This window comes from Parabacteroides sp. AT13, assembly GCF_002272965.1.
Taxonomy (GTDB): domain Bacteria; phylum Bacteroidota; class Bacteroidia; order Bacteroidales; family Tannerellaceae; genus Parabacteroides; species Parabacteroides distasonis.
Window position 1 is genome coordinate 1,580,906 of record NZ_NQMH01000001.1, and the last position, 16,219, is coordinate 1,597,124.

Annotated in this window: 11 protein-coding genes; 5 read left to right on the plus strand and 6 right to left on the minus strand. The window is 45.7% G+C overall.

Annotated elements, in window-relative coordinates:
- The first annotated feature begins 57 nt into the window (after positions 1–57).
- From CI959_RS06810 to map, 5 genes are all read left to right on the plus strand, one after another.
- Positions 58–1,743: a Na/Pi cotransporter family protein gene (locus tag CI959_RS06810; protein ID WP_005860085.1), complete on the plus strand. Its 1,686-nt coding sequence runs from the start codon at positions 58–60 to the stop codon at positions 1,741–1,743.
- 76 nt (positions 1,744–1,819) lie between these two features.
- Positions 1,820–3,202 (plus strand): S41 family peptidase, encoded by a 1,383-nt coding sequence (locus CI959_RS06815; RefSeq protein ID WP_057317275.1) that lies wholly within the window; start codon positions 1,820–1,822, stop codon positions 3,200–3,202.
- An 11-nt stretch (positions 3,203–3,213) separates the two neighbouring features.
- Positions 3,214–4,389 carry an N-acetylglucosamine-6-phosphate deacetylase gene (nagA, locus tag CI959_RS06820; protein WP_005860089.1) on the plus strand — a complete coding sequence of 392 codons (1,176 nt, stop codon included), beginning with the start codon at positions 3,214–3,216 and terminating at the stop codon, positions 4,387–4,389.
- A 56-nt stretch (positions 4,390–4,445) separates the two neighbouring features.
- On the plus strand, positions 4,446–5,459 hold the full coding sequence (locus tag CI959_RS06825; RefSeq protein ID WP_057317276.1) for an AI-2E family transporter: 1,014 nt from the start codon (positions 4,446–4,448) through the stop codon (positions 5,457–5,459).
- A 71-nt stretch (positions 5,460–5,530) separates the two neighbouring features.
- Positions 5,531–6,388, plus strand: coding sequence for a type I methionyl aminopeptidase (gene map, locus CI959_RS06830; RefSeq protein WP_005860093.1), 858 nt, complete (start codon positions 5,531–5,533; stop codon positions 6,386–6,388).
- A gap of 12 nt (positions 6,389–6,400) precedes the next feature.
- On the opposite strand, the gene CI959_RS06835 is transcribed toward map, so the two are convergent.
- The 6 genes from CI959_RS06835 to CI959_RS06860 all read right to left on the minus strand — a co-directional run bounded on the left by CI959_RS06835 (position 6,401) and on the right by CI959_RS06860 (position 16,209).
- On the minus strand, positions 6,401–9,961 hold the full coding sequence (locus CI959_RS06835) for a tetratricopeptide repeat protein (protein WP_057317277.1): 3,561 nt from the start codon (positions 9,959–9,961) through the stop codon (positions 6,401–6,403).
- Positions 9,962–9,968: 7 nt separating this feature from the next.
- Positions 9,969–10,772, minus strand: coding sequence for a metal ABC transporter permease (locus CI959_RS06840; RefSeq protein ID WP_005860097.1), 804 nt, complete (start codon positions 10,770–10,772; stop codon positions 9,969–9,971).
- 17 nt (positions 10,773–10,789) lie between these two features.
- Positions 10,790–11,209: a hypothetical protein gene (locus CI959_RS06845; RefSeq protein ID WP_005860099.1), complete on the minus strand. Its 420-nt coding sequence runs from the start codon at positions 11,207–11,209 to the stop codon at positions 10,790–10,792.
- A 35-nt stretch (positions 11,210–11,244) separates the two neighbouring features.
- On the minus strand, positions 11,245–12,480 hold the full coding sequence (locus CI959_RS06850) for a 3-phosphoshikimate 1-carboxyvinyltransferase (protein ID WP_057317278.1): 1,236 nt from the start codon (positions 12,478–12,480) through the stop codon (positions 11,245–11,247).
- A gap of 548 nt (positions 12,481–13,028) precedes the next feature.
- Entirely contained in the window at positions 13,029–13,841 is an 813-nt protein-coding gene (locus tag CI959_RS06855; RefSeq protein ID WP_057317291.1) for an alpha/beta hydrolase family protein, read from the minus strand.
- A 94-nt stretch (positions 13,842–13,935) separates the two neighbouring features.
- Positions 13,936–16,209, minus strand: a complete 2,274-nt coding sequence (locus CI959_RS06860) for a GH92 family glycosyl hydrolase (RefSeq protein WP_057317279.1) — start codon at positions 16,207–16,209, stop codon at positions 13,936–13,938.
- Positions 16,210–16,219: the final 10 nt, after the last annotated feature.

The window sequence follows — 16,219 nt, forward strand, 5'->3', positions numbered from 1 at the left end:
CGCCCCCTAAAGTTAGGAATATTAATCGGATATACAATCCACTTAAACGTAATTTAAATGGACTATTCTTTTTTTGATTTTCTCCGGCTGATCGGCTCCTTGGCGCTGTTCTTGTACGGAATGAAGATCATGAGTGAAGGGTTACAAAAATTTGCGGGTGACAGTTTACGTCGAATACTAACCGCGATGACCACAAACAGAGTGACCGGTGTGCTCACCGGCGTGTTAATAACGGCTCTCATCCAATCCTCATCGGCTACGACGGTTATGGTCGTGAGTTTCGTGAATGCCGGACTCTTGACGTTGACCCAATCCATCGGAGTCATTATGGGTGCCAACATCGGAACCACAGTAACGGCATGGCTTATCTCCGCCCTCGGTTTCAAGGTCGATATCGCCGCGTTCGCCCTTCCCCTTTTAGCTTTCGCTCTCCCACTCTTCTTCTCAGGAAAAAGCTCTCGCAAATCAATCGGCGAATTTGTCTTTGGTTTCGCGTTCCTGTTCATGGGGCTTCAAAGCTTAAAGGCAAACGCCCCGGACCTCGGAGCGAATCCGGAGATGCTGGCTTTCGTGCAGAATTATACGGATATGGGATTTTTCTCCATCATCTTGTTCTTATTTATCGGAGCGATCTTAACCATGATCGTACAAGCCTCCGCTGCCACGATGGCTATTACATTGATTATGTGTGCCAACGGCTGGATCGATTACCATTTGGGAGTCGCTTTGGTATTAGGCGAGAATATCGGAACTACGATTACGGCCAACTTAGCCGCATTAACCGGAAACACACAAGCACGACGAGCCGCGTTAGCGCACCTTGTTTTCAACGTTTTCGGTGTCATGTGGGTTTTGGTGCTCTTCTACCCTTTCACGAATGCCGTCTCATGGTTTGTTACCCATGTAATGAAGGTCAGTGATCCGGCTGTGGCGGTATCCTTTAAACTGGCAGCGTTCCACACAGCATTCAATATCAGTAATACTTTCATTATGATCTGGTTCGTAAGCTTGATCGAAAAGACCGTATGTACGCTTATCAAGCCCAAGGTGGAAGACGAGGAATACCGCCTTCGCTATATCACGGGAGGTATGTTATCCACCGCCGAGCTTTCTATCCTGCAAGCGCATAAAGAAATCTCATTATTCGCCGAGCGTACGGCTAGGATGTTTAATATGGTGAAAGAATTATTCTACGAGAAGAATGAGGAGACCTTCCTCAAGACTTATAGCCGCATCGAGAAATACGAGAATATCAGCGACCGCATGGAGATCGAGATCGCAAATTACTTGACTGAAGTATCGGAAGGCCGTTTGAGTTCTGAAAGTAAGGAAGAAATCCGTATCATGCTACGTGCCGTCTCGGAAATCGAGAGTATAGCGGATTCTTGTAATAACCTTGCCCGAAGTATCAAACGCAGAAACGAGTTCAAATCCGAATTCACGGAGGAGCAAAACAAGCACTTGGATCATATGTTCGAGCTGGTATCCGGGGCGTTAAATCGCATGAACCTAATTTTGCATAAACCGGAACTCGTACATGATGATATCAATCCTTCTTATAACATAGAGAACGAGATCAACAACTACCGTAACCAGTTGAAGAGCCGGAATATCGAGGACATCAACAATAAGCTGTACCAATATCAAGATGGCGTTTATTACATGGACATGGTTAGTGAAAGTGAAAAGCTGGGCGATTATGTATTAAATGTTGTTCAAGCGGTTATCGAGAAGAAAATATAGCGTATATTTGTCCTTAACAATATCAACAGCCCTTTTCCGTTATTGAGAGAAGGGCTGTTTTTAATATATATCCACTATGAATTATAAGTATTATACGATCGTTATCCTTGGCCTTTTAGCATTCTCCGCTTGCGAGAAAGATGATATCGATATTCTGGCAACCGACAATGAAGTAAATCAATGGATCGAGCAAACGATGCGAGAGAATTATCTTTGGTATTCCGAGTTCCCGGATAAAAGTTCCTTGGACTTTAGTCTTGATCCGGAGAGCTTCTTCAAGGGCCTGTTATCCTACAAAGACGGGAAAGAGCTTTCTGATGGCCATCATTACTTCTCCCAATTAGAGAAAGCGACCGTAACAAAGAGCATTTACGATGCGAACAACTCATACGGATTCGATTTCGCGACTTCCAACCTTAAAGACGGAGGTAGTACCTATAAAATAGCCATTGTCCTTTATGTATTAAAGGATTCACCCGCCGAAGAAGCCGGATTGAAACGGGGAGACTGGATACTCGGCGTAAACGGCTCCTTGGGTTCTATCCAAGACTATGATGTGTTGAGAAGCGGAGGCAGCGTATCCCTCCAACTAGGAAAAGAAACAGGAAACACCAAGGGATTCGTCTCCACCCGAAGAGTTACCTTGAACGCATCCCGAACGGTAGAAGACACCCCATTCCTAAAAGATTCCGTATACACATATGGCAATAAGCGAATCGGCTATTTGATGTACAACCATTTCGCCTCCGGACCGGATGAATACGATTATAGCGACACTAGTTATAATCTTTATTTGCAACAACTCTTCGAAAAATTCAAAAGTCGCAACGTCAATGAGTTCGTACTTGATTTACGCTATAATGGGGGTGGGCTTGTCAATTGCGCCCAATTACTGGCTTCGCTATTAGTCCGTGAAAACGTTTTAGGAGAACCTTTATGTATCATGGAGTATAACGATAAAAACTCCAATAAAAATGAGACCTTGCCTTTACTCAAAACGACCGAGGTCATGGCAGGAAACTTAAACCTACAACGGCTATTTGTTTTGACAGGTTCAACTACGGCTTCTGCCTCCGAACTTATCATTAACTCGCTACGATCTTATCTAGACGTTCGGGTTATCGGTAAGCAGACTTTTGGCAAGACCGTCGGTATGACGATCTACAATGAATCTAAAAAATATGGCTGGATACTTTCTCCCGTCACTTTCCATATTTATAATAAGGATCGGGAAGCTGATTATGAAGACGGATTTCATCCCGATGTAGCTATCGATGAATTCAAGAGTGATCTAGCTGAATTCGGAGATTTGAAGGATCCTTTATTAGGACAAGCTATTTACGAGATAACCGGCCAGTCACCGCTCTTACGATCCGCTACCCCGAGGGGCAACCGGGAAATCCAATATAATCCCCCGTTGTCCTATAAGGATAACTTATTACTGATTCCAAAAGAATAAAAACAAGATATATGGAAAGCGCATTTCTTAAAATCATAAACGCAAAAGTATTAACTCCTTCGGGTCTCCTACCAAACGGGCAAATCATCATCTCGGATGGGAAAATAGTGGAGATCACCGGGCAAAACCGGGAGATTCCTCATGCGGAGATCATCGACGCAAAAGGATATTATGTGGCTCCCGGCTGTATCGACACGCATGTACACGGCGGCAACGGACATGATTTCACGGAAGCTACCCCGAAAGCGTTCTATGCGATCACAAGAGCACATGCTTTACAGGGAACAACGGCTTTATATCCTACATTGGCAGCTGCCCCTATCGATACCTTCCGGGAAGCGATCAAGACCTGCGAGCACATCATGAACCACCCGGAACAGGGAGCCCGCATCATGGGATTACATCTCGAAGGCAACTATTTGAATATGGCTATGAAAGGCGGACAAGACCCTAATTATATTTACCCGCCCGATCCCCAAGAATATAAGGAATTACTAAACAGTACCCAATGTGTTAAACGCTGGAGCGCCGCCCCCGAGCTTGACGGGGCTTTGGAATTCGGTAAATATGCGTCAGCTCATGGTGTGTTGGTTTCACTAGCCCACACCACAGCCGATTATCTCCAAGTGAAAAAAGCATACGAAGCCGGATTCACCCATGCTACCCACTTCTACAATGCCATGACTTCCGTCCATAAAGACCGTGAGTATAAACATGAAGGAACGGTAGAAGGTATTTATCTCATGAAAGATATGACCGTTGAAGTTGTAGCCGATGGTATCCACGTACCGCCGGCAATCTTAAAGTTGGTATATCAAATCAAAGGGGTAGAACGTACGTCCTTAATCACGGACGCAATGGCCGCCGCCGCTTGCGATAACGGTACGGAACATTTTCCGGACTCCCGGGTAATTATCGAGGAAGGCGTATGTAAATTAGCCGATCGCTCAGCTATCGCGGGAAGTATAGCTACCGGAATCCGTTTGATCCGTACCCTAGTCGAGAAAGCGGAAATTCCATTGCACGACGCTGTTCGTATGGCTTCCGAAAGCCCAGCCCGCCTAATGGGTCTTTTAGACCGTAAAGGAACATTGGAGAAAGGAAAGGATGCCGATATCATCATTTTCAACAACGATATAGAGATTCAAGAGACCTTCATCGAAGGTAAACGGCTCTCCAAAGAATAAGAAATCCAATAAACAATGACTTCTCCTATCTTGTTTTTAGATAAATAAGGGCATGAATGTATATGGAAAACGTAAAAGAACATTACTGGAGATACTCATTGATCACCATTATATTAGGACTAGGGGTAATTCTATTTTTTAAGATTACCCCGTTTCTTGGAGGTATACTTGGAGCATTCACCATCTATATATTGCTGCGTGGACAGATGTTCCATCTGACAGAAAAGCTAAATATGAGACCGGCTTTTGCAGCTTTACTGTTACTGGGGGAAACAATCTTATGTTTCTTAATCCCAATCACATTGGCGATCTGGTTGGTAATCAACAAAACTCAAAATATTAATTTAGACCCGACTGTACTGCTAAATACAGGCCAACATATAGCGGATCTAGTTCAGGAAAAGACCGGGTTTGATGTACTGGATAGAGGAAACTTATTAAAAGTGGCCTCTATACTCCCACAAATCGGACAGTTTTTAGTGGGTAGCATAAGCAGTTTCGCCGTAAATGTCGTCGTCTTGATTTTCATTCTGTACTTCATGTTGATAGGCGGAAGAAAAATGGAAAACTATCTATACACCTTATTCCCCTTCAGTGATCGAAACAAGGATGAGGTACTCAACGAGATCAATATGATCGTAAAATCAAACGCCATAGGTATCCCTCTTTTGGCGGTTATACAAGGTATCGTAGCGGTGATCGGTTACTTTATCTTTCAGACTCCCGATCCGCTGTTATTTGGGTTTCTCACTTGTATCGCTACGATCATTCCCATTGTAGGGACCGCATTGGTCTGGGTTCCGTTGGCGGCTTATATGGCTTTAAACGGAGATTGGGTACATGCCTTGGGATTGGCTATTTATGCCTTGCTTGTCATTACGAACGTCGATAATCTGATTCGTTTTATCCTACAAAAGAAGTTGGCGGATATACATCCGTTAATCACCGTCTTCGGAGTCGTAATCGGGTTGTCCTTATTCGGATTTATGGGGATCATCTTCGGGCCGTTGTTATTATCCTTATTCCTTCTTTGTATAGATATCTTCAAGAAGAGCTATTTGGATAAATAAAGAGTATCTACAGGACAGGGTATCTTAAAAAGTCATACCTTTACACTACATTTTGAGTAAAATGAATTAATATGTCACGTAGAACAGTAAACAATTGGAAGCCTATCAAGGGGCAACCTCTCACCGAATTAGACAAGAAAATCCTATATATCCAAAATAAAGGACATTTAGTACCCACCCGCAAGCTTATCAAGACTCCAGAGCAGATTGAAGGCATCCGCAGAAGTAGCGTGATCAATACAGGGGTGCTGGACTTAATCCAGAAGGAGATTAAAGAAGGTATGTCTACAGCTGTTATCGATAAATTGGTGTATGATTATACGGTAGGGCATGGAGCGATTCCAGCCCCCTTAAACTATGAGGGGTTCCCTAAAAGTGTATGTACCTCTATCAACGAGGTCGTTTGTCACGGTATTCCCAGTGAGAAGGAGATCCTAAGAGACGGTGATATTATTAATGTGGATGTCTCAACGATTTTAGATGGTTATTATTCGGATGCGTCCCGCATGTTCATGATCGGGAACGTATCTCCGGAAAAGCAGAAATTGGTACAGGTCGCCAAGGAATGTCTGGAGATCGGTATGAAAGCGGCGAAGCCGTTCGGATTCGTCGGTGATATAGGCAACGCTATTCAAAAGCATGCGGAGAAAAACGGATTCTCTGTCGTACGGGATTTATGCGGACATGGCGTCGGTCTGGAATTCCATGAGGAACCGGAAGTTTGTCATTTCGGACGAAAAGGAACTGGGATGCTTTTAGTTCCGGGTATGGTCTTTACGATCGAGCCTATGATTAACATGGGTACTTGGAAAGTATTTATCGACGAGGAAGACGGTTGGACGGTCATCACCGAGGATGAACTACCCTCCGCCCAATGGGAACATACCTTCTTGATGACAGAGACAGGATTGGAAATTCTTACCTATTAATATCTAATGCAATTAACGCTTCCGGGCCTTTTCCCGGGCTACCTTTTCCTTTTCCCGCAAGGCTTCCTTGCGGGCTTTTTCCTTCTCTTTCAATTTTTGCTTGTATAAGCGTTCCTTCTCCTTGCGCTCTTTTTCCTTCTGTTTCAAGCGTTGCTTATAAGCACGTTCTTTTTCCTTACGAAGGTCCTCACGAGCTTTCAGTTTCGCCTTACGATCCGCTTCCGCTTGTTTCAGCTTAGCCTTGCGATCAGCTTCCAACTGTTTCTCTCGATCAGCCTTCGCTTTCAACAGGGCACGTTCTTCCTCCGCTTGCTTCTTGAGAAGTTCTTCCTGTTCTTTCGCTTTCTGCTCACGTAATTCCTTATCCGCCTTTTGCTGAGCCTCGAAAGCCTTACGAGCCTCTTCCTTGCGGGCTTCTTCTTCGGCAGCTTCCCGTTTACGGATCTCTTGGATTTCTTTCAAGGTCATGCCTTGATCCTCAACCGCCGGCTGAACAACAGGAACCGTATCCTTACGAAGGGTATCGACAGGCTGAATCTCCGGTTTGTCAAACGCAGGGACCTCAATCGTATCCGGGACGACTGGTATAGCGGGCTGTCGAACAGGTTCTTGAACAGGCCGTTGTTCCTCCTCCGGCTCTGTAACAGGTTGTTTTTCTGGTTCAACTTCTGGTTTCAATTCATCTGCCTTTTCCGGCACTTCGGCTTCTTCCTCCGTGATCATTTCATCTTCAGTCGCCTCCTCCTCCTTAGCGGCTTCCATACGGGCTTTCCAACGACCTGCCAGATCCGGTAATTCCTCACCGAAGCTCTCATCGAAGAAGGTGATATATTCATCCAAGGTCTTGCCACGCATCAAGGTCTCATAATTATCATCAGAGATCGGTAACACGGCAACCGCTTTATTCAAGGCCGTAGCATAACCATCCTTACCGTATATCATCTTATAATATTGGATAATCTCATCAAAACTAATAAATCCTTTAATCGCCAGCATACTGATCGGGCCGGCCTGCTCCAAAGCCAAATCAAACTCTTTCACCATGAAGTTCGCAAAGTTATAAGCGGCGACAGCGAATAGCAACTGATTCTGATCTACGCTACCCGTAGGATATACCAAAAGCATCTGATAAGGCATATTCCGTTCCGGATTAAATACACGGGCCGAATCCTCGGCAGATAACATACCATCCTCGCCCAAACCGAATCGTAAGTTCCAACTCATACCTTTCACACCGCCCTGCACCAAGGCACGTCCCCGAAGAACACCTTTCAACATCTCCCCGGCCAGTTCCGTGACATCTGCGTTCGGATACTTCTCGACCAGCGCTTTCAAGGCATTCTTAAAGCCTTCCGCATCCCCGGCCTGCACATATGATAACGCATCCAAGAACATGAATTTAGGCATCAATGTAGCCAATGGATATTTCTCGCTTACGTACCGGAAACTCTTACGTACATACGCTGTATCGCTCTCCAGATAACGGTCGTAAGTAGCTTGATAGATCGAGTCTTGTACCACATCCATCATGCGGATATTATACTCGTAATTCGGATCAGCCACAGCTACCGCATAATCGCTTTCCGGGAAGGCGTTCATTAGTTTATTCTTATACTCGGTAGCCAACACTGTATTTCCAGTTTTCAGGGCCATCAAATATACTTGATAATAGCTCTCCAAACGGTGCTCATTATCCGGGAAACGGCGTTCCAAATTCTCGAATGCCTCGACAGATAAGGGGATATCCTCCAACTTATCCTTATAGATCATCGCCATATTGTAAAGACCGTCTATAATAATAATGTTAGAAGCGTCTATATCCTCTTGCGTGAAAGGTAGCTGCTGTAGGTAATACTCACGGGTATGCGGATCATCGGCGGCAACAGCCGACAGGTCACCGCCTATCGAATCGGTCGGCAACGGCTCACCGTCCGGCCCTACCATTTGGGTGGAATCTCCCTCGGCCAGCATCTCCTCATCCAGATTCTCATTAAAGGTAGAGAGTTCCTTCTTACGGCGGCGCCAGTGATCTTCCAACGGACGACGTCCCCATTTACGCTGGAACTGTGTCTTTCCTTGCGCTACGGTCTGAGGATTATAGAAATAGAAAGACGCTCCACCGGACGCATTCGGCAAGACAACAGCATTGGTTTCCGTACCGGGACGGTCGATTCCGGTGCCTTTCGCTTCCTGCTCGGCCAGATAAGCCTCCTTCTCAGCCAAGGCTTTCGCCTCTTCCTCCTCTTTCTTTACCTCCTCAATCTTCTTATCGATAATCGCTAACCGCTCCGCTTCCGGTAATTTAGCCAAGGCTTGCAAACTGTCTTGAAGATAGACCGCTTCTACATGCACAACCAATTCATCCAGAATCGCCGACAATTTAGAAACCCGTTCATAATCCCTGTATTCCTTTTGAATTCCGGCTAAGGCTCCGCTAAAGCAAGGTTGCGCTTTCACGTAATCCCGCATCGTAAAATAGATATCTCCCAGCTTTATCTGGCAGATCGCCTTATCCATTCCATTCAATGTACTCTTATCGATACCGAGTTGATAGTTCTTTATGGCATTCACCGTATCTTCCCGGCTGAGGTATACATTTCCTAAAGCATAGTATACTTGATCCAGATAATCCTTATTCTTCTGGCTTTTCGCCATTTTCTCGAGCATCTTCACCACTTTCAAGTAATTCGTACCCGAGAATACTTCTGTCTGACGGATACGTGAGGCAAATTCCAACTCATACGGAGGATTCGAACGGGCTACCTCACCAAAGGTCTTATAAGCCAAGCCATCTAATTCTTGATCCGCATAGATTTGTCCCAAAAGATACTTCATCCGGGTACGTTGCTTCCGGTTTTTCTCCGCCTTGATAGCGGTCTTCAGATAAGGGATGGCATCCTCGAACTGCCCGTTCTTGATCAAATAATCGGCATACACCGCCGCATATTGCTTCAAAGCGGAAGCAGGAATACCGTTCTTGTTCATCTTATCCAAGATATCCTCGGATTCATAGAACCAACCCATCTCGGAATAACAACGGGCTTGCCACAAACGGGCCTCGGCCACGACCTCCTCGTCCTTCGCGTAATGACGGGCTATATAGGAAAAGGTAGCGGAGGCTTGCAGGAAATCGGCATTGTAGAATTGCGCCTGTCCCATGATCAGCCAACTATTCTTTAAGAAAGGGTTATACTCCTCTTGTTCTTGGATAGCACGTAGTTTGGGATTATTCCGCCAGCCCGGTTTCTTGGCCGGTTTCGCTTTTATGGAGTGTAGTTTAATAGCTTTATTACTTTTCTCGATCGTCCGGTCGAAAGGGCCGCCCGGCTCGGCTTTGTCTTTAGGCTGGGCGCTGATCGGATACATATAGATCCTGTCGGAATAGTTCTCTTTATATCCGTCCTGTTGGCTTTTCAGTGCCTCGTCAAACGCCTGTTTTCCATTGAAATAAATATTATAACGGGTCGTAAAGGCATGATAAAAACGGCTCGCTTTCGTGTTCTTCTTCGTGCTGCACGACCAAAGCAAGAGTACCGTTAATAACGCCACTATGTAATAAAACCCTTTTTTCATTCTTTAATTAACGCCGTAACAACGGTTTTATTGCTTTCAAGGCCAAAAAGAGGACCACCAAAAACAAGATGATAAACGCACCGGAAGGCACGTTCAGGAAATAAGAAAGAACCAGTCCGGACACGCAACCCAGAAAGCCGATCGCGATACTTCCCCACATGATCTTCTTGAAGTCGGAAGTAAACAGGTTCACCGTTATTTGAGGCAAGGTCAGCAAACTCATCAATAGCATAATCCCTACCAACCGGATCGAAAGAACAATTGTCATGGCAATAAAGCACATCATCGTATACTCGATCCATTTTACCGGTAGGCCTTGCGTGACAGCGAAGTCACGATCGAACGCCACGTAAACAATCTCACGGAGGAAAAGGGAGAATATGAGTATCAACAATACCACCAACCCTAAAATCCATAAGATATCGGCCGTAGAGATGGTCAAGATATTACCGAACAAATAAGCGGACAGATTCGGGGCGTACCCCGGCGTAAGGAAGATAAAGATCACGCCCAAAGCCATACCCAGCGACCATACGCCCGCTATGGCGGAATCCTCCCTTACGTTTTGCGTCTTGCTCGCCCACTCCACGCCAAAGGCAGAGAGGATCGAAAACAACATCGCCATCAAGATCGGGTTTGTTCCCAGATAAAAACCCAAGCCCAAACCTCCGAACGAAGCATGCGTGATCCCTCCGCTGATAAATACCAACCGGCGGGATACGATGTAAGTCCCGACAATCCCACAAGCGATGGCGGTTAGCAAGCTCCCGATCAAGGCGTTCTGAAAAAAGGCATATTGCAATAAATCCATATGATTCGTTTCCTAAATTAATGAGTACGGCGTTCGCCAATGATCAGGAATGCCTCATCCTTCAAGGCATCCGGCAAATTGATCCCTCGCAATTGCAGGCTACGGAGCCAACCGGCCACCTCCACTTCCCGGAGGGTATAAAGCACTTCACTAAACTCCTCAACGGCTTCCTCATCGTAAGCGTCCGCTTCCACTCCTTGGAACCGATCCAGTTCCTCATCGTTATAATATTCGATTTTCTTGCTGACGGCGGCTAATAAACTATCCCGCTCGCAAGTCTCATGTTGTCCGCAGCAAACCTCCGGAATCTCCTGTGCCTCGGGGATCTCCGAGATCTCCCCCCGTTCCAGCATCTTCTGAAGTTTCTTATTCCGGAAATACCCGGCGATAGCGGCTACGACACCCAGACCTATAAGACTTATGACAATGTACCACATAATTCAATTGAAAGTTGAGAATTGAAAACTGAAAATTAAAGGGCTGATTCCCTAATAGAGAAACCAGCGGCCTTAAGATCTTCCCAATAATGGGGATAACTCTTGCTGACCACTTGCGGGTGGGCGATCTCTATCCCCTCGGGACGTACCAAAGCGGCGGGAGCGAATGACAAAGCCATCCGATGATCCTCGTAAGTGGCGATTACCGGATGCGACTCCGGTTCCCTGCGTTCACCGTTCCACTCCAAGATGCTATCATTGCGATCCGTCAACACATAACCTAATTTACGAAGCTCTGTCTTCAATGCCTCGATCCGATCCGTCTCCTTGATCTTCAATGATTGAAGTCCCGTAAAGCGGAAAGGGATATTTAATAACACGCAAGTCACCACAAAGGTTTGAGCCAAATCCGGTTCATTCACGAAGTTATAAACCAACTTCTCACAGATATTTCCAGTATGCTTTAACATGACTCCACGTTTCGTATAAGTAGTGCCCACTCCCAATTGAGCGAACAACTTCGCTCCGGCGGCATCTCCCTGCAAGCTATTCTTGAATAAACCTAACAATTCGATCTCAGCATTTTTCGATAACGCCATGATCTCATACCAATAAGAAGCGGCACTCCAATCGGATTCCACCGTAAAACGAATCGGCTTATACTCTTGGGGAAGTACTTTGATCGTATTCTCCGTCCAAGAGGCTCTCACTCCATATTGCTCCATCAATTGCAAGGTGATATGGATATAGGGCCTAGAGATAATAGCGCCCTCCAAATGCAACGTAACCCCATTTTCTGTTAACGGGGCGATCATCAAGATAGCGGATATATATTGAGAGCTAACATTTCCCGGTAGCGAGATCTCTCCGCCTTGCAAGGCGCTTCCGAAAATACGCAAAGGGGGATAACCCTCCTTCTCCATGTACTCGATCCGGGCGCCTAAAGCGTTCAGCGCATCCACCAACACCTTGATCGGACGGTTCTTCATGCGTTCGGTTCCCGTAATCGTCCATTCGCCCACCACCTTCGAGAGGAAAGCAGTAAGGAAACGCATCGTCGTACCCGCCGCACCCACATTAAAATCCCGATCGTTCGAGTTTAATGCCTTTACCATCAAATTTGTATCATCGCAATCGGATAAGTTCTCCACATCGTATGCGCTATAACTTAGCGCATTCAAGATCAATGCCCTGTTACTGATACTTTTAGAAGCGGGAAGCTTTACGGTAGTCCGGATAGCGGAACCCGGAGCATCTATCTGATAATTCATCGCTTTCGTATATTCAAGATTCAAGAGGCAAAAGTACGAAAATTAGCGTACATATGGAGTATAACAGCGGGAAACTTTCTTTATGCTTCTTTTCGAATGCGAATCGTGACAAGGCATTCGTTTGAATCGCCCCAACCAGTAGACGGGAGGGGCAATAAAACGCCCTTTTAAGTGAGAATATTCCCGTTTTCAGGCACGAAAGGCGATGAAAGCCTACACGTATAGTCGCGTTGGGCGACGCCAATACTGCCGTTAGGCATTATAAACAGTCACGAATAGGGTTGTCAGTAGTCGTGAATAGGCATCGTAACCCGGTTAGAACCCAGTCGTAACCCTATCGGATAGCCCGAAGAAGTCAATGGATATGAATTAGGATGAATTATTTTCGCTAGAATGAAAGGCGGTTTTTCGGTATTGTATTATCAATGAACGAATTATTGTTTTTTTCTTGCGTATTTGGCAACGAGTCGTACATAGTCCCGGAAAAATCGGTTCTCCGGGACTTCAGTTTACAAAATGTCAGAATGTCAAATCGCCAAACGGTCTTATCACAAGGCCTTCATCTTCAAGAAATGCTTCCAGAAAAAGAGGATCTGGTAATCAATAGAATTATTCCAGTATTGTGAATCATGATTACCCGGGCGAGTGATAAAGTCGTGGTCGATGCCTTGTTTTAATAACGCCTCGTGGTAGTTTTTATTCACCTCCAAAAAGAAATCGCTGTCACCGCAATCGAAGATCAAAGCGATCTGGTCTTTCCTCAAGGTTGGAACCAAATTGATAACCGTGTACTTCTCCCAGTTTTCCGGATATTGTGCCTTCTCGCCTATTTGTACGCTCATCTCCCAGTTTTTCGGGAAAGGGCGGATATCCACGCCACCGCTGGTACTTCCCGCAGCGGAGAAAACATCGCTATGACGAAGGCCATTCCACATAGCGCCATGTCCACCCATGCTCAAGCCGGTAATAGCACGTCCCTTACGATCGGCCACGGTCTTATAATGGGAATCCACGTATTTCACCAACTCATCCGAGATGAAAGTCTCATACCGTACATCAGCGTTCAAAGGGCTATCCCAATACCACGTATTCTTACCATCCGGGCATACGAAAAAGATACCCTTCTCATCAGCGATCTTAGATAGATCCGGCTTGATACCGACCCATGTACGAGCGTTACCGCCATAGCCATGTAACAAATAAATCACCGGACACGCTTTCGTCGCAGCCACATCCGGACTTACCACGACTACCTCTATACTTTTATTCATCGAAGGACTTTTCACTTGCAAAGTATCTACCTTCGCCGCCTGTAAACCGAGCGGAAGCAAACAAACCAACGCTACCGCTACCTTTTTCATCCAATTCATATCAGTGAACATTAATGATTAATTCCCCGTAGCCTTGTTTTCAAGGAACTACGGGGACAAATATACAGATTTTACAGCCAAAAACTTATTTACTTAACGAGAAAGGACGATCCTCTTTCGCGGTTCCTCTCGTCTTCTCCGGTTGATTGCCCATTTGAAGCTCCAGCACGCCCCCATTCAAGATATCGCTGTAATGGATATAATTACGTGTATGTCTCTTCCCGTTCAAGGTAGCGTTTTGGATATATACGTTATCCTTACTATTCCCTTTCGCCTCGATCACGAACTTCTTGCCATCCTCCATCGTAATCGTAGCTTTCCGGAATTTCGGGCTACCCAATACATACTCATCCGTCCCCGGGCAAACACTGTAGATTCCCAATGCGCTCAATACGTACCAAGAAGACATACCGCCTTGATCCTCATCACCCGGATAACCATTTTCCGAGCTATTATATAACCGATCCATCACCTGACGAATCCAATATTGCGTCTTCCAAGGCTGGCCTGCGTAACTATACAAGTAAATCATATGCTGGATCGGTTGATTACCTTGGGCGTACTGTCCCATCTTCGCCAATTCCATCTCCAGCATCTCATGAATTTTCGTTCCGTATGTTCCATATTTCACGATACCGGGTAAAGCGAAAACAGAGTCGATCTTCGCCACGAAACGCTCATCACCTCCTGTCAAATCGATCAACCCTTGGACATCATGGAAAACCGACCAATTGTAATGCCAAGCATTCCCCTCGCAATAAGGACCGCCCCATTCGAAAGCATCGAAATCCGCCCAACTACCATCCAATTTACGACCTCTCATAAAACCGACAGATGGATCGTACACATTCTTGTAATTATAAATCTGGCGGGCAAAGACCTCCTCATAAAACTTATTCCCAGTCATTTTCGCCAACTGATACGCACAAAAGTCATCATAGCAATATTCCAACGTCTGTGCCGTAGATCCCATGGATTCCGGATAAGGTATATATCCCAACTGATAATAATCCTTCCAACGAACCCGTCCGTTGGCACCGCCCCAAGGTCCCTTATTCATCGCCTCATGCGCATACGCTTTCAAGGCTTTCTCCGGATCGAAAGTGCGGATACCCTTCACCCAAGCATCCGTCAATAAAGAGATCGAGTGATTCCCTACCATCCCGCCGGTCTCACTCGGGAACGACCAAGAAGGTAACCATCCACATTGCTCCTGAGCGTCTAGCAAGGCTTGCATATATTGCCCCTGCATCGTAGGGTGCAAGATATTGGTCAGCGGGAACTGGGAACGGAAAGTGTCCCAAAAACCATTATCGGTAAACATATATCCATCATGAATCTTCTCATCGTACGGACTATAGTAGTAAGGAGAACCATCCTCTTTCTCCTCATAAAACTTATGGGAAAACAAATTGGCACGGAACATGCAGGAGTAGAAGGTTTTCATATCCTCCTCGGTTCCACCTTCCACCAACACACGATTCAATAGCTGGTTCCATACATCAGCAGCCGCTTGCTTCGTCACTTCTACCGATGAGTGCTTACCTAGCTCACGAGTCATCGTAACCTCCGCTTGTTCCGGACTGATATAAGAGGTAGAGACCTTGGCCTGTACCTTAGAGCCTTTCGCAAATTGTACATAGGCACCGATTCCTTCTCCTTCCCGACTCAAATTATTCTTCTGGATCGTATTCTTACGATTCTCCCATGTACCATAGCTAACGAAAGGCTTATCAAATTGAATGATAAAATAATTCTTATGTGTCTTCGGAGAGAAAGCCCCATTGTGTACATAGCCGGTGATCCGGTGGTTCGCTACATCGATTTGTACCTGACTGGTTTTCGTATAGCCATCCAGTACGAGAAAAGCGTCTCCCTTCGCGGGAAAGGAAAAACGGAAATGAGCGGAACGGGTAGTTGGCGAGAACTCCGTGGTAATACCATTCTCCAACGTAACCTTATAATAATGAGGCTTGGCAATTTCCTTATCATGAGAGAACGGAGTCGCCCGTTTGGACTCATCAACAACCAATTCCGGTACAGGCATCAAAGAGAATACCCCGTAATCTCCCACCCAAGGGCTACATTGATGCGTCGGTTGGAAACCCCGGATCGTAGTGGCCGAGTATTGGTATTTCCAACCATCACCATTCTTCCCGGTCTGTGGAGACCAGCTATTCATGGGATAGGGAACCGCCGTAGTCGGGTAGGTATTTCCCCAACTCAATTCGTAAGTCGAGTTTGTTCCTTGCAAAGTATTTACGTATTGTACCAAGTCTTTCTCCGCAAAAACAGGGAAAGAGAGGGTTAAACAGAGGGCTAAAGCCGCCCCCTGTTTATAAAAAGTATTGAGTTTCATGTTATTTTAT

What these genes read in the sequence shown, in the direction of transcription:
- CI959_RS06810 (WP_005860085.1), top strand. Translation starts at nt 58, where the DNA reads ATGGACTATTCTTTTTTTGATTTTCTCCGGCTGATCGGCTCCTTGGCG.
- CI959_RS06815 (WP_057317275.1), top strand. Translation starts at nt 1,820, where the DNA reads ATGAATTATAAGTATTATACGATCGTTATCCTTGGCCTTTTAGCATTC.
- nagA (WP_005860089.1), top strand. Translation starts at nt 3,214, where the DNA reads ATGGAAAGCGCATTTCTTAAAATCATAAACGCAAAAGTATTAACTCCT.
- CI959_RS06825 (WP_057317276.1), top strand. Translation starts at nt 4,446, where the DNA reads ATGTATATGGAAAACGTAAAAGAACATTACTGGAGATACTCATTGATC.
- map (WP_005860093.1), top strand. Translation starts at nt 5,531, where the DNA reads ATGTCACGTAGAACAGTAAACAATTGGAAGCCTATCAAGGGGCAACCT.
- CI959_RS06835 (WP_057317277.1), bottom strand. Translation starts at nt 9,961, where the DNA reads ATGAAAAAAGGGTTTTATTACATAGTGGCGTTATTAACGGTACTCTTG.
- CI959_RS06840 (WP_005860097.1), bottom strand. Translation starts at nt 10,772, where the DNA reads ATGGATTTATTGCAATATGCCTTTTTTCAGAACGCCTTGATCGGGAGC.
- CI959_RS06845 (WP_005860099.1), bottom strand. Translation starts at nt 11,209, where the DNA reads ATGTGGTACATTGTCATAAGTCTTATAGGTCTGGGTGTCGTAGCCGCT.
- CI959_RS06850 (WP_057317278.1), bottom strand. Translation starts at nt 12,480, where the DNA reads ATGAATTATCAGATAGATGCTCCGGGTTCCGCTATCCGGACTACCGTA.
- CI959_RS06855 (WP_057317291.1), bottom strand. Translation starts at nt 13,841, where the DNA reads ATGAAAAAGGTAGCGGTAGCGTTGGTTTGTTTGCTTCCGCTCGGTTTA.
- CI959_RS06860 (WP_057317279.1), bottom strand. Translation starts at nt 16,209, where the DNA reads ATGAAACTCAATACTTTTTATAAACAGGGGGCGGCTTTAGCCCTCTGT.